This is a genomic window from Acidimicrobiales bacterium (assembly GCA_036491125.1).
Taxonomy (GTDB): domain Bacteria; phylum Actinomycetota; class Acidimicrobiia; order Acidimicrobiales; family AC-9; genus AC-9.
This window is the reverse complement of sequence record DASXCO010000171.1, coordinates 1-12464: the sequence shown is the minus strand read 5'-3', so window position 1 is coordinate 12464 and position 12464 is coordinate 1. Positions and strand designations below refer to the sequence as shown.

At 69.4% G+C, this 12464-nt stretch carries 13 protein-coding genes; 5 read left to right on the top strand and 8 right to left on the bottom strand.

What is annotated here, in order from left to right:
• Positions 1–94: 94 nt before the first annotated feature.
• Entirely contained in the window at positions 95–895 is an 801-nt protein-coding gene (locus VGF64_13565; GenBank protein HEY1635784.1) for an ABC transporter permease subunit, read from the top strand.
• A gap of 92 nt (positions 896–987) precedes the next feature.
• Positions 988–2205: an NAD-dependent epimerase/dehydratase family protein gene (locus VGF64_13560; GenBank protein ID HEY1635783.1), complete on the top strand. Its 1218-nt coding sequence runs from the start codon at positions 988–990 to the stop codon at positions 2203–2205.
• 196 nt (positions 2206–2401) lie between these two features.
• On the opposite strand, the gene bioB is transcribed toward VGF64_13560, so the two are convergent.
• Positions 2402–3475, bottom strand: coding sequence for a biotin synthase BioB (bioB, locus tag VGF64_13555; GenBank protein HEY1635782.1), 1074 nt, complete (start codon positions 3473–3475; stop codon positions 2402–2404).
• Positions 3476–3615: 140 nt separating this feature from the next.
• On the opposite strand from bioB, the gene VGF64_13550 reads away from it, so the two are divergent.
• Entirely contained in the window at positions 3616–3813 is a 198-nt protein-coding gene (locus tag VGF64_13550; GenBank protein HEY1635781.1) for a hypothetical protein, read from the top strand.
• 69 nt (positions 3814–3882) lie between these two features.
• Here the strand turns inward: VGF64_13550 and VGF64_13545 are convergent, their stop codons facing one another.
• Genes VGF64_13545 through VGF64_13530 form a run of 4 tightly spaced genes read right to left on the bottom strand, consistent with a single transcriptional unit; the run spans position 3883 to position 6493 of the window.
• Positions 3883–5481 (bottom strand): ABC-F family ATP-binding cassette domain-containing protein, encoded by a 1599-nt coding sequence (locus VGF64_13545; protein ID HEY1635780.1) that lies wholly within the window; start codon positions 5479–5481, stop codon positions 3883–3885.
• 51 nt (positions 5482–5532) lie between these two features.
• A complete protein-coding gene (locus VGF64_13540; GenBank protein HEY1635779.1) occupies positions 5533–5697 on the bottom strand; it encodes a hypothetical protein in 165 nt (54 codons plus the stop codon).
• Positions 5694–6047, bottom strand: a complete 354-nt coding sequence (locus tag VGF64_13535) for an MmcQ/YjbR family DNA-binding protein (GenBank protein ID HEY1635778.1) — start codon at positions 6045–6047, stop codon at positions 5694–5696. The genes VGF64_13540 and VGF64_13535 overlap by 4 nt, the downstream gene beginning before the upstream one ends.
• The gene (locus VGF64_13530; protein HEY1635777.1) at positions 6047–6493 is read right to left on the bottom strand and encodes a hypothetical protein; all 447 of its coding nucleotides are present in this window, start codon (positions 6491–6493) and stop codon (positions 6047–6049) included. The genes VGF64_13535 and VGF64_13530 overlap by 1 nt, the downstream gene beginning before the upstream one ends.
• Before the next feature lie 150 nt (positions 6494–6643).
• On the opposite strand from VGF64_13530, the gene VGF64_13525 reads away from it, so the two are divergent.
• Positions 6644–7597: a WYL domain-containing protein gene (locus VGF64_13525; GenBank protein HEY1635776.1), complete on the top strand. Its 954-nt coding sequence runs from the start codon at positions 6644–6646 to the stop codon at positions 7595–7597.
• Between the two features lie 96 nt (positions 7598–7693).
• Positions 7694–8659: an SDR family oxidoreductase gene (locus tag VGF64_13520; protein ID HEY1635775.1), complete on the top strand. Its 966-nt coding sequence runs from the start codon at positions 7694–7696 to the stop codon at positions 8657–8659.
• Here the strand turns inward: VGF64_13520 and VGF64_13515 are convergent.
• The 3 genes from VGF64_13515 to VGF64_13505 all read right to left on the bottom strand — a co-directional run.
• Complete coding sequence (locus VGF64_13515) at positions 8656–9756, bottom strand: adenylate/guanylate cyclase domain-containing protein (GenBank protein HEY1635774.1); 1101 nt, start codon at positions 9754–9756, stop codon at positions 8656–8658. The genes VGF64_13520 and VGF64_13515 overlap by 4 nt on opposite strands.
• 52 nt (positions 9757–9808) lie before the next feature.
• On the bottom strand, positions 9809–10195 hold the full coding sequence (locus VGF64_13510) for a DUF4440 domain-containing protein (protein HEY1635773.1): 387 nt from the start codon (positions 10193–10195) through the stop codon (positions 9809–9811).
• Between the two features lie 225 nt (positions 10196–10420).
• Positions 10421–12464 (bottom strand): CDGSH iron-sulfur domain-containing protein (locus tag VGF64_13505; protein ID HEY1635772.1); only part of this gene is annotated, 2044 nt, incomplete at its 5' end.

The window sequence follows — 12464 nt, the reverse complement described above, 5'->3', positions numbered from 1 at the left end:
TGGGAGCTTGCTGTGAGCAACGCCCCCAGCAGCCACATTCACAGAGCGCTCCCAGATGGGGAAACCCCGGAGAGCCGGGTATGCTCCGGCCGGCGTGATTCGGGTCGAGTTCATCAAGCAGGTCCGCCGGGCACGGACCTACATCGCCCTCGGCGTCCTCGCTCTGATCCCGATCATCCTGACCGTCGCCCTCAAGCTCAACCCACCGAGCCCGTCGAGCAACGAGCGGGGCTACTTCGACGTGGCCACGCACTCGGGGATCAACGTGCCGCTGGCGGCTTTGACCGCTACCAGCGCTTTCCTGCTGGTCATCGTGGTCTCGCTCTTCGCCGGCGAGACGGTCTCGGGCGAGGCGACGTGGGGCACCCTGCGCTACCTTCTCGTGCGCCCCGTCTCCCGGCCCCGTCTCCTGGCCACCAAGCTGTTGGTGGCCTCGGTGCTGTCGGTGGTGGCGACCATCGTCATCACCGTCGTCGCCCTCGTGGCCGGGATCATCGCCTTCGGCTGGCACCCGGTGCTGACCCCGTCGTTCCAGATCGTCTCCCAGACCTCGGCGATCGGAAAGCTGGCGCTCGGCACCATCTACGTGGCGTGGAGCATGGCGTCCTTCGTCACCTTCGCCTTCCTGCTGTCGACCATGACCGATTCGGCCTTCGCCGCCGTGGCCGGCGGCGTCGGGCTCGGGATCGTCAGCCAGATCCTCAACAACATCTCGGCCCTCGACTTCATGAGCTTCGCCTTCCCCACGCACTACATCGACGCCTGGCACGGACTGTTCTTCCAGCCGACCCGGACCAGCGACATGGTGCACGGGGTGCTCTTGGAGCTCCCCTACGTGGCGGTGTTCCTGGGTCTGGCCTGGTGGCGGTTCCTCCGCAAGGACGTGCTGAGCTAGCCCGACCGAGCGTCGCGTTAATGCTCAGAGAACTTTAAGGTTTCTCCCAGGTCCCCGAGAGCTTGAGCGGTAAGTATCTCCCCATGGCCTCAATGACCGCACTGACCCGCCCGGACAGTTCCATCTCCGCAGCGGGGCCTTCGTCCAGGGTGCTGATCCTCGGCGGCGACGGCTTCCTCGGGTGGCCGACGGCGCTGCATCTGTCCCGTCGGGGCCACCAGGTCGGTGTGGTCGACAACCTCTGTCGCCGGAGCTACGACGACGAGATGGGGGTCGACAGTCTGGTCCCCATCGCCAGCCTGGAGCGCCGGGTGCGGGCCTGGACCGAGGTCAGCGGGCTCGCGATCACGCCCTACATCGGCGACATGATGGACCCGGACTTCGTGGAGACGACCCTGGCCGACTTCCGGCCCGACGCCGTCGTGCACTTCGCCGAGCAGCGCAGCGCCCCCTACTCGATGATCGATCGGTCCCATGCCGTCTACACCCAGGTCAACAACGTGGTGGGCACACTGAACCTCCTCTACGCCATCGCCCAGATCAACCCCGACATCCACCTGGTCAAGCTGGGCACCATGGGCGAGTACGGGACGCCCAACATCGACATCGAAGAAGGCTTCATCGAGATCCGCCACCGGGGCCGCACGGACGTGCTGCCCTTCCCGAAGCAGCCCGGCTCCTTCTACCACCTGTCCAAGGTCCACGACTCCCACAACATCGCCTTCGCCGTGCGGACCTGGGGGCTACGGTCCACCGACCTGCACCAGGGCATCGTCTACGGCCAGGAGACGCCGGAGACCATCCTGCACCCCGACCTTGCCACCCGCTTCGACTACGACGCCGTCTTCGGCACCGTGCTCAACCGCTTTGTGGTGCAGGCCAGCGCCGGCTATCCCCTCACCGTCTACGGGAAGGGTGGCCAGACCAGAGGGATGCTCGACATCAGGGACACCCTCGCGTGTGTGGAGCTGGCCATCTCGAACCCGGCCGCCGCCGGCGAGTACCGGGTGTTCAACCAGTTCACCGAGTCCTGGTCGGTGATGGACCTGGCCGACATGGTCGTGCGCGCCACAGGCGGGTCAGCCCGGATCGAGACGATGACCGATCCACGGGTGGAGGCCGAGGACCACTACTACCGGGCGGCGCATACCAAGCTGCTCGACCTCGGGCTGGTGCCCCATCTCCTCTCCGAAGGTCTCATCCGCTCCCTGATGGCCGTGGCCGAGCGCCACGCGGCACGCATCATGCCCGAGGCCATCCCGCCCACGGTCGACTGGCGTCGCACCGGCAGCCAGGTGGGCGCCCTCTAGACCTGGGAGCCTGCCGGCGTGTTCAGCTGGCGCTCTCGCCGTGCTCGGGACACCGTCCCACCGACCGCAGCGGGGTCACGAGCACCGTGAGCCGGCGCCCACAGGACGGGCAGAAGCGGGGAGGGTCCAGCGATCGGCGACAGCCCGGGCAGTGCTCGACGGGTTGGCCGCAGCCGGTGCAGTGCGACCGCGCCACTCAGATGACGGGGCTGAGGGCCCCGATGGGCATCCGCAGGTCGGCCAGCATCCGCAGATCGTCCTCCGGCGGCCGACCCAGGGTCGTCAGGTAGTTGCCGACGATCAAGGCGTTGATCCCCGCGGTCATGCCCATGGCCTGGAGCTGGCCGAGGGTGACCTCCCTGCCCCCCGCGTAGCGGAGAATCACGCCCGGCAGGGCCAGGCGGAAGAGCGCTATCCACCGCAGCGCGTCCATGGCCCCAACGATGGGCCGCTCGGCCAGCGGCGTGCCGGGACGGGGATTGAGGAAGTTGACCGGGACTTCGGCGGGGTCCAGCTCCCGGAGCTGGCCCAGCAGCTCGAGGCGCTGCTCGTCGCTCTCGCCCATGCCGAGGAGGACGCCGCAGCAGAGCTCCATCCCGTGCTGGCGCACCAACCGGCACGTCTCCGCCCGCTCCTCCCAGGTGTGCGTCGTCACGATCCGGCCGAAGTACGAGCGCGCCGTCTCGATGTTGTGGTTGTAGCGGTGCACGCCGGCGGCGGCCAGACGCCCCGCCTGCTCGGGTGAGAGGATCCCCGCGCTCACGGCTACGTTGAGCCCGGTGCGCTCCCCGACGAGGGGCACCAGGTCGATGATGCGCTGCAGCGTGCGCTCGTCGGGACCGCGCACGGCCAGCACGAGGCAGAACTCGGATGCCCCCAGCTTCGCCGTCTCCTCGGCAGCCGCCAGCACCTCGCCGGTGTCGAGGAAGGGGGTGGCCTTGACGGGCGAGTCGAACCGGGACGACTGGCTGCAGAAGGCGCAGTCCTCGGGGCACCCGCCCGTCTTGGCCGACAGGATCCCCTCCACCTCGACCGTCGGCCCCCGCCAGGCCAGCCGGACCTCGTGGGCCAGGGCGGCCAGCGATGGGATCGCCTCGTCGGGAAGCAGTGCCAGGGCGCGGAGCTCACCCCCGTCGAGCGGTCGCTTCTCGTCCAGCAGCGCGGCGCCCGCGGCCGACAACACCGAACGAGCGGGGCGCGCCTCCGCGCTGGGCGAAATGGCCACCTCTCGGGCCAGCGGCGCGCCCGCTTCCATGGGCTCGATGGTCATGGAGGCGACACGCTAGCGGCTGCTCGGGGCGGCGCTCGAAGGAGGCCGTGGGGCGAGGGCCGGACTGCGCTCCATTTCGCAGAGATTCGCAGCCACGTCAACCGAAGTTGGCCACCCGTTCAGGTGGGGATGCTGTGCTGGTGCGAGTGGACGAGTGCAGCGCCGGCACCAGAGTCGAGGTGGTGAACCGCTTCACGTCATCCTGGAGCCGGGGCTTCGTCGTCGCCGAGGTCCTCGAGAGCGGGTACCGCGTCGAGCGCCTGTCGGACGGGTCCGTCCTCCCGGTCGTGTTCTCGTCCGGGGACGTGCGCCGCGTCGATCAGCCCCAGCCGGCCTGAGGCCGGCCCGGGAGGCCGGCCCGGACAAGATCGCTCTCGGCGCTTCGCGCTGAGGCCTGCAGCGAGGGCTCAGGAGAGGGCGACCAGATCGGCCAGCTCGCCCCGCCAGGCGTCCTCCACCCCGTCGGGCAGGAGCAGCACCCGTTCCGGGCGCAACGCCTCGACCGCCGCCTCGTCGTGGGTGACCAGCACGACCGCCCCCTCGTAGCGGGCGAGGGCGTCGAGCACCTCGGCCCGGCTTGCGGGATCGAGGTTGTTGGTGGGCTCGTCGAGGAGCAACACGTTCGCCCCCGAGACCACCAGGGTGGCCAGCGCCAACCTGGTCTTCTCTCCCCCCGACAGGGTCCCGACGGCCTGGTGGACGGCGTCACCTGAGAAGAGGAACGATCCCAGGACGCTGCGAGCCTCGGACACCTCGAGGCCGGCGGCGGCCGAGCGCATGTTCTCGAGCACGCTGGCGTCTCCATCCAGACGCTCGTGCTCCTGGGCGTAATAGCCCAGCCGTAGCCCGTGTCCGGGCGTCACGGTCCCCGTGTCCGGCCCCTCCAGCCCCACGAGCACGCGCAACAGTGTGGTCTTGCCGGCGCCGTTGAGACCCAGCACCACCACCCGCGAGCCGCGGTCGACGGCCAGGTCGACGTCGGTGAAGACCTCGAGCGATCCGAAGGATTTCGACAGACCGGTGGCAGCGAGGGGTGTGCGCCCACACGGCGTCGGGCTCGGGAAGCGCAGCCGGGCGACGCGGTCGGCCCTGCGGACGTCGCCGACGCTCGCCATCATCTGGTCGGCGCGCCGGGCCATGCCCTTGGCCGCCTTGGCCTTCGTCGCCTTCGCCCGCATGCGCGCCGCCTGGTCGCGCAGCGCGGTGGCCCTCTTCTCGGCGTTGGCCCGCTCCCGGTGCCGGCGGCGCTCGTCGACCTCACGCTGGTCGAGGTAGGCACGCCAGCCGAGGTTGTAGACCTCGAGGGCCGCCCGGTTGGCGTCGAGGTGGAAGACCCGGTTGACCGTCGATCCGAGCAGGTCGCGATCGTGGCTGATGACGACCAGGCCACCGGCATGGGCGCGTAGGAACTCCCGGAGCCAGGCGATCGAATCAGCGTCGAGATGGTTGGTGGGCTCGTCCAGCAGCAGCAGCTCCGCCCCGCTGAACAGGACCCGGGCGAGCTCGATCCGGCGGCGCTGACCCCCGGACAGCGTCCGCAGCGGCTGGTCCAGCGCCCGCTCGCCGAGCGCCAGACTGGACGCGATCGAGCTGGCCTCGGCCTCGGCGCCGTAGCCGCCGAGGACCTGGAAGCGGTCCTCGAGGTCGCCGTAGCGACGAAGCACCCGGTCCACGGCGACCGGGTCGTGCCCGCCCATGGCGGCGCGGGCCGACTCCATCTCGTGGCTGAGGTGGTCGAGGCCGCGGGCCGACAGGATCCGCTGGCGGGCCGGCACATCCAGGTCACCGGTCCGCGGATCCTGCGGCAGGTAGCCGATCGCCTGCGGGCGGGTCACCTCGCCGGAGGCCGGCGCGATCTCGCCGGCCAGCGCCCTCACGAGGGTCGTCTTGCCTGACCCGTTGCGTCCGACCAGCCCGATACGGTCGCCGGCGGCGACGTGGAACGCCGCCGGCTCCAGCAGCAGGCGCGGCCCGACGCGCAACTGCAGGTTGGTGGCGGTGAGCATGGTGAGGCTCCTCGGGAGGATCAGGGAGGGACGGACGTCGTCGGCCGTCAGCTATTCGGTCAGGAACCTCACGAAGACCAGGATATAGGCGCCGCTCATCGCCGCCGCCGCCTCCTTCGTCGAGGTGCGCCCGGCACCGGCGGCGTCGCTCGCCGCGCCCTGCGGCCTCTGCCATTCACCCGACGCAGTCGCCCCCGCCATCGGGCACGACGTCACGGCTCGAGGGCAGCCCTCTGCCGTCGGGGCAGTTTGTTCATGACGAGCTCGTAGGAGTGGGCGATCATGTCGAGGACCTCGTTGTCCTCGATCGTTCCGTCGAGGTCGACCGTGTTCCAGTGGCGCTTGTCCTGGTGGTAGCCAGGGCGCACGGCAGCGTGCTGGGCACGAAGCTCGAGGGCGAGATCTGGGTCGCACTTGACGTTGACGCTGCCGGGCAGTCCGACGAGCGACACGAGGGCGAACATGCGCCCGCCGATCCTGAAGACGGCGACCTCGTCGCCGAATGGGTAGTCCTCGACTGCGCCGGGGTACGCCAGGCAGGCCACCATCACCTCGTCTCGGGACATCACTCCTCCCAGTCCAGCTGTGGCTCGGGGACGCCACACGAACGGGCGAAGTCCTCCGCCTCGGCCCGCCGTACCGTGTCGCCCCTCGGATAGCGGAACACCGCGTCGGCGAAGACGATGAACGTGTCGTCGCCCGAACGGAAGTTGCAGTACCACCCCCCTCGTCGCTGGAGCCCGGAGCTGAGCGCAGCAGCGAGCCCGTCGGCGTCCCCGACAGGCGCTTCGAAGTGGATGAAGGTCCACGTCCTCGGCTGGCCGGCGTCGACATCTCCGGCGTCGATGCGAGAGATCTCGTCCACTCGGAGGGGGAGGTCCTGCAATAGCGAGCCGACTCGGAGGCTCTCGGCTATCAGGACACCGGTGACGACGGTGCAGCCAGGGCCATGCCGCGCTCCACCCAGCGCCTGCTTTCCCTGGTCGAGACCATCCATGTCAGTTGCCACCATGACCCGCACCTCCGGGGCATCCCCAACGTGGGCCCGTGCAACGACCCTCGTTGCCTGGCGGTCACCCTGACCTCGCCCCGCTCCCTCGCCAGAACCCTACGACACCAACCCTGACATCTTCTGTCAGGTCTCGGCGCTACGATTCCACCCGTGCGAGCGAGCCGGCTGGTGTCGCTGCTGTTGCTGCTGCAGAGTCGTGGACAACTCACGGCGCCGGAGCTGGCCGAGGAGCTCGAGGTGTCGGTCCGCACCGTCTATCGGGACGTCGAGGCGCTCTCCGCTGCCGGAGTCCCGGTCTACGCGGAGGCCGGCCGCGGCGGAGGGTTCCGTCTGGTCGAGGGCTACCGCACGCGGCTGACGGGGCTGTCCGCACGGGAAGCCGAGGCGTTGCTCATCGGCGGGACGCCCGGACCCGTCGGCGAGCTCGGCCTCGGCACCGTCTTCGCCGCCGCCCAGGCCAAGCTGCTCGCCGCCCTTCCGAAGGACGTCGCCGACCGCGCCTTCCTCGTCCGCCAGCGCTTCCACCTGGACACCGCGGGTTGGTTCCGAGCCTCGCACGTCCCGGCGCACCTCGGGCCGGTGGCTACGGCGGTGTGGGAGGGCCGCCGCCTCGAGATCGTCTACCACCATCTCGACGATGACGAGGACGCCCGACGCGTGCTCGATCCCCTGGGACTCGTGCTCAAGGCAGGCATGTGGTACCTGGTCGCGGGGCGAGACGGCCAGACACGCACCTACCGGGTGTCGAGGATCAGGTCGGCTCGGGCCCTGTCCGAGGAGTCCGCCCGCCCGCCCGACTTCGATCTCACCCGCTACTGGGCCGACTCGGTGGCGAGCTTCGAGGTCGGCGCCAAGAGGGTGACGGCATCGCTGGACGCCACTGAGAAGGCCATCGCCATCCTCCGCCAACGGGGATATCACACCGAATCGGTCGCACCGCACGACGGCTGCACCGTGGTACGGACCTCGGTGAGCTTCGACGACCTGGGCAGCGCCGCTCGCGAGCTCGTGGCGTTGGGTGGCACGGTCGAGATCATCGACCCACCTGAGCTCCGCGAGAGGGTGCTCATGACGGCGCGGGACGTGGTGAGCGTCTACCGCTGAACGGGCCGAGGCTGGCTGCGGCGCGCCGAGCCGCCTACGGTGGCGCGACCAGGACAACGGCCGCGGTGGCCGGGCCGGAAGGGCATGGAGCTGAGCGTGGACTCGTTTGCGGGGAAGTTGGCCATCGTCACCGGAGGCGGCTCAGGAATGGGACGAGAGCTGGTCCTCCAACTCGCCGCCGAGGGATGCTCGGTCGCTACCTGCGACATCGACCCTGCCCGCGTGAGCGAGACGGCCGGGCGAGCCCCGGTCGGGAGCCGGATCACGACGCACGCGTGTGACGTGTCGGTCGAGGACGATGTCCTCCGCTTTCGCGACGAGGTGACGACCCAGCACGCGGCCGACCACGTGAACCTGGTGTTCAACAACGCCGGCATCGGAGGAGGCGGCAGCTTCATCGCCGACGACCGGGCGGATTGGGAGCGGACCTTCGCCATCGACTGGTGGGGTGTCTACTACTGCACCCGGGCCCTCCTGCCGCTGCTCATCGCCAGCGATGACGGGTATCTCGTCAACACGAGCAGCGTCAACGGCTTCTGGGCCTCGCTCGGTCCCGGAGTCCCTCACACGGCATACAGCACCGCCAAATTCGCCGTGAAGGGGTTCTCCGAAGCCCTGATCGAGGATCTCAGGATCCACGCGCCGCACGTCAAGGTGGCCGTTGTCATGCCCGGCCACATAGGGACCGACATCGTGGTCAACTCCCGCCGCATTCTCGGCGGCCCCGAGCTCGACGACATCCCCGACTCCGACCTCGAGCAGATGCGAGCGCAGATCGCCATGCGAGGCCTGCCGGCGGACGACATCTCGACTGAGCAGCTGCGCCAGATCGTCAAGATGATGGTCGAGGGTTTCAGTCAAAACGCGCCGGTCACCGCCGCCGAAGCGGCGACGATCATCCTCGACGGCGTTCGGGCCGGACGCTGGCGGATCCTCGTGGGCGACGATGCCAAGGTTCAGGACTCACGGGTCCGGGCCGACCCCGAGCGGGCCTACGACTACAACGACACCGACTTCGGCACCGCCCTGCTCGGCGCCCGGCCGGACCACCCGCACGACTAGCGTCCGCGCAGTCGGTAAGTGACGGTGGCTTCGTCGAAGCCCTTGAGAGAGCGAGCTGGTTGTGCTTCGAAGCTGAAGGCGTCGGCTGCCTCACGTCGCACCGTCTCGGAGACGAGGACGCTTTCGCCGTCCGCGACGCCGACGAGACGGGCCGCCAGGTTGACGGTCTCGCCGTAATAGTCGCCGAAGAGGCCGACGACGGCCCCGTGGGCGAGTCCCATCCGTACCGGGTACGGCGACCGCTCGACGAGATCGAGGGCGATCTGGCACGCCGGTGCTGCGTCCTCGACCACGAACATGGCCTCGTCGCCGATCAACTTCACGACCCGGCCGCCGACCTCGGTGACCACGTCCCAGACCAGCTCCTCGAACCGACGCACCATCTGGGCCAATGCCGCTACCGACTCGGCGCGAACGGCTTCAGTGGACCTGACCATGTCGGCGAAGCCGACCGTGCGTTCCAGGGTGACCGCCGCCATGTCCTCGTCCGTTGACCACCGCTGGTACGAGACGAGGACGAGGTGGCGACGGAAGACGGCGTTGACGGCGTCGAGGACCTGCGGGAGCAGCTCGCGCCCACTGGCGGAGTACTCCTCGACGACCTGGGAGTACCTGGTCCCCGCGTCCAGCTTGGGGACCTCGATCCCGATCCGGATGGCGCTTGCGACCGATTCGGCCAGGCGCGCCATCGACGAGCCGATCACTCGTGCGACACCGAGGGTGGCGTCCTCGCCCACCATGCTCTCCAGGCCCACGAGAAGGCGCAGCGCCTCAGCCGCGTCGGGAGTGACCTCGAGCGGCATCGGGCCCGAGGCGGGCAACCCCAGCGCCAGCCAGAGGCGCCGGACCAGGACAGGGTCGAGCCCCGATCTGTTGGCGAAGTCGTCGAATCCGAACGCCTCCCCTGGCGGTCGGATCGACAGGTCGAGCGACAGGCTTCCGAGCCCGGCGAGTCGCGCCGCCCGCACGACCTCCTCGGTAGTGGCGCCCAGCTCGAAGAGCCGGCCGATAAGGCGCAGGCGATCCTCGGCGTCCGGCGCCGAGGGGTCGTACACGCCGAGCCGCTCGAGCTCGGTGACATCCGGGCTATGGGGCACCGCTGTATCTCAGCACCTCCGGGACACCTGAAGGAGCCCGGTCAGTCTGCGGCTATGCCAGTGGTGCGTTGGTGTTGAAGGTGTCGATCGCCATTTTCAGGCTGCCGTCGACGTCTCTCTTCCAAACCGCCACATACTTCCCGTTGTCGACCAACGAATCGCTGTCGGGTGGCTGTATCCCCATCGTGTAGTTCCCGACCTCGATCTCCAGGTCGCCACCGTCGAGCACGTCGACCGTGTCGAGCTCGAGAGATTGCCCGCCGGCGGCGAACATCTCCTTGCCGAACGCCTCGATGCCAGCCCGGCCCTCGATCATCGGCATGTTGGGCGCCAGGAACCTGGCGTCCGCCGTATAGAACGCGGCCATCGCAGCGGCGTCGTGTGTCGCGAATACCTTCGAGAAATCCTCCGCCCGGCCCTCGATCTCGGCTCTGCTCATCTTGGCCCCCCTTGTGGCGAGAGGGGCCGACGAACTGACGGCCCGCTCGCCTCACTCCGCAGTCTCCTGCGGAGCCGCGATGCTGTCAACCCTCACCGCAGGTCTCGGGCGCTCGAAGCTACGCCTGCAACCGCGCCCGAGAGAGGCGGAGACCTGAGCACTCCGATGAACGGGCGGCGGGTCCTCGCATCGACGCCGCGCCGACGGCCACGCGAACCTGACGGCTCAGGCGGTCTTGCCCGTCTCGATCCATCGCTGAAAGACCTGGACCTTCTCCTCCGGCCAGGCTCCGTCGCAGGGCATCGACCCGTTGCGCAGGCGCGCGAGAACGTCGTCGGCTCGCGCGCCGACGTCGTCGTAGGACCAGAGGTCGAAGGCGAATTTCATCGACTGCCGGTCGCGCTGGCGAAACAGCGGCTTGATGTGCTTGGCAAAGCTCACTGTCTCGTCCGCGGCCGGCAGGACCACGGGCTGCTCGTCGCCCTCGCCCGGAGAGGGCACAGCGGACACCCGACTGCCTGGAGGGCCGGCGGTGCCCCAGCTCCAATGGGGCATCGGCATGCGCTCAGGTGGCTGGGCACCGGCCTGGGAGTTCTCGAGGGCGAGGCGCGACCCCCACTCGATGTAGGAGGCGAAGGCGGAACGAAACTCGGGATCGCTCGGCAGCCCCGCCTCGTCGGCGGACCGAAGGATCAGGGCAACCCAACGAGCCCGACTCTCCTCGGTGAGCCCCTTACCGATGTGCTGCTGGACCATCCGCGAATAGCCCCCGTACTCATCGCTGTAGGCGGACGGCCCGCCGAACACCTCGCCGAGCCACTTGGCCACCCGCTGCGGATGGTCTGCAGACATGTTGGCGAACAGCGGGGCCAGCAGCGGGTCCTCGGGGACGTACCTCTCGTAGAAGAGGCGGGTCATCCTCGTGAGCGCCGGGAGGCCGCCGCACCAACCGAACATCGTCGGCTCGCGGTCCGGGTCGAGGGCGGGGTCATGGAAGTCGACGTACCAGTGCATGCCGCTGCAGAAGGGCTTGTTCTGTGAGTGCCCGCAGCGACAGAGGGCGTAGTGCTCGTACGACGCCCCTGCGTTACGCGCCACGTCGCCACCCTCCTCGCTGACGAGATCGACACCGCCGGTTATCCGGTACGGGCCGTCGCGAGAGACCTCGATGGTGGGCTCCCTACGGTTGTCCCAGTCGACCTGGTCGCGAACCTCGTCGCCGTCGATGGCGTAGCTGAGCGCGCCTGAGGGGCAGTCACGAACGGCCCGAACGATCTCGTCCATCCGCCCTCCGCTCGGCGCCACGAACGGCTCCTGGCCGGTTCGGAACACCGTGGACAGGCGGTCGCTGCACAGGCCCGAGTGCTGACAGGTCCCCCGGTTGTCGAGGATCGTCACCTGCTGACCCACGTACGTGTCGCAGCGATCCGGGACCCGCTCGGGATCCTTGGCTGCGGTGAACCCGATCGCGGCGTGGGTCCCGTCGCAGAACGGCTTCATGGCCGAGCCGCCACACCGGCAGAGAGCCATCGCCGGGCGGGCCGGGAGAGCCTGTCCCAGCCAGTTACGAAGGTTCTCGGCGTTGACGACGAGGTACGGGCCGTCGGGCGCCAGCTGGATCGCGGGCGCCATGCTGGTCTGCAGACTGCGCAGCTCCGCCGTGCGAGCGTTCGGGTCATCGGCATCGAGCTGGCAGGCGAGATCCTGCAACGCCGCCGTCGCCTCGTGCAGGCCGGGCCTCGCCGCTGAATGCGTGCCGAGACGAGTGCACAACCGCGTCGCCTCCTTGGCCAGCTGCCACACCTCCGCCTTCACGGAGCCATTGGTGGAAACGGGGCCGTCGGCGGCCACACCCGGCTTCTCCGCGGGCGTCGGCGCCAAGACGCCGGCGAGCGGGCGGAGCACGCTATCGACCACTCGGGCGGCCACGGCCCTCGCCTGTCCAGGCGCGACATCGCTGTGGCCGCCGACGACCGCCGTCGTCAGCCGGTAGGCGCGGTCGAACAACGTGGCCAGCTCCCGCCGGTCCTCGCCGACGGTGACACCTCCCACCGCTTGTGAGAGCTCGGTGGCACGCCCGCCCAGCGACTCCAGCTCCTCCCCCTCGCCTCCCCCGGCAGATGCAGCATCCACGGCCGGTCGCGGGCGAGCGCCCCAGTCCGAGAAATGGGCCTTCAGAGACTGCGCCGTGTCCGACAGTGCGGAGCCAACGGGGGCCAGGCTCTCGGCGACCTGGCCACCGGCACCCGATGCGATCTCTCCGGCAAGG

Bases quoted from the DNA above. Each gene is read 5' to 3' on its own strand.
- VGF64_13560 (HEY1635783.1), top strand. From the start codon at position 988: ATGACCGCACTGACCCGCCCGGACAGTTCCATCTCCGCAGCGGGGCCT.
- bioB (HEY1635782.1), bottom strand. From the start codon at position 3,475: ATGACCATCGAGCCCATGGAAGCGGGCGCGCCGCTGGCCCGAGAGGTG.
- VGF64_13545 (HEY1635780.1), bottom strand. From the start codon at position 5,481: ATGCTCACCGCCACCAACCTGCAGTTGCGCGTCGGGCCGCGCCTGCTG.
- VGF64_13535 (HEY1635778.1), bottom strand. From the start codon at position 6,047: ATGTCCCGAGACGAGGTGATGGTGGCCTGCCTGGCGTACCCCGGCGCA.
- VGF64_13530 (HEY1635777.1), bottom strand. From the start codon at position 6,493: ATGGTGGCAACTGACATGGATGGTCTCGACCAGGGAAAGCAGGCGCTG.
- VGF64_13510 (HEY1635773.1), bottom strand. From the start codon at position 10,195: ATGAGCAGAGCCGAGATCGAGGGCCGGGCGGAGGATTTCTCGAAGGTA.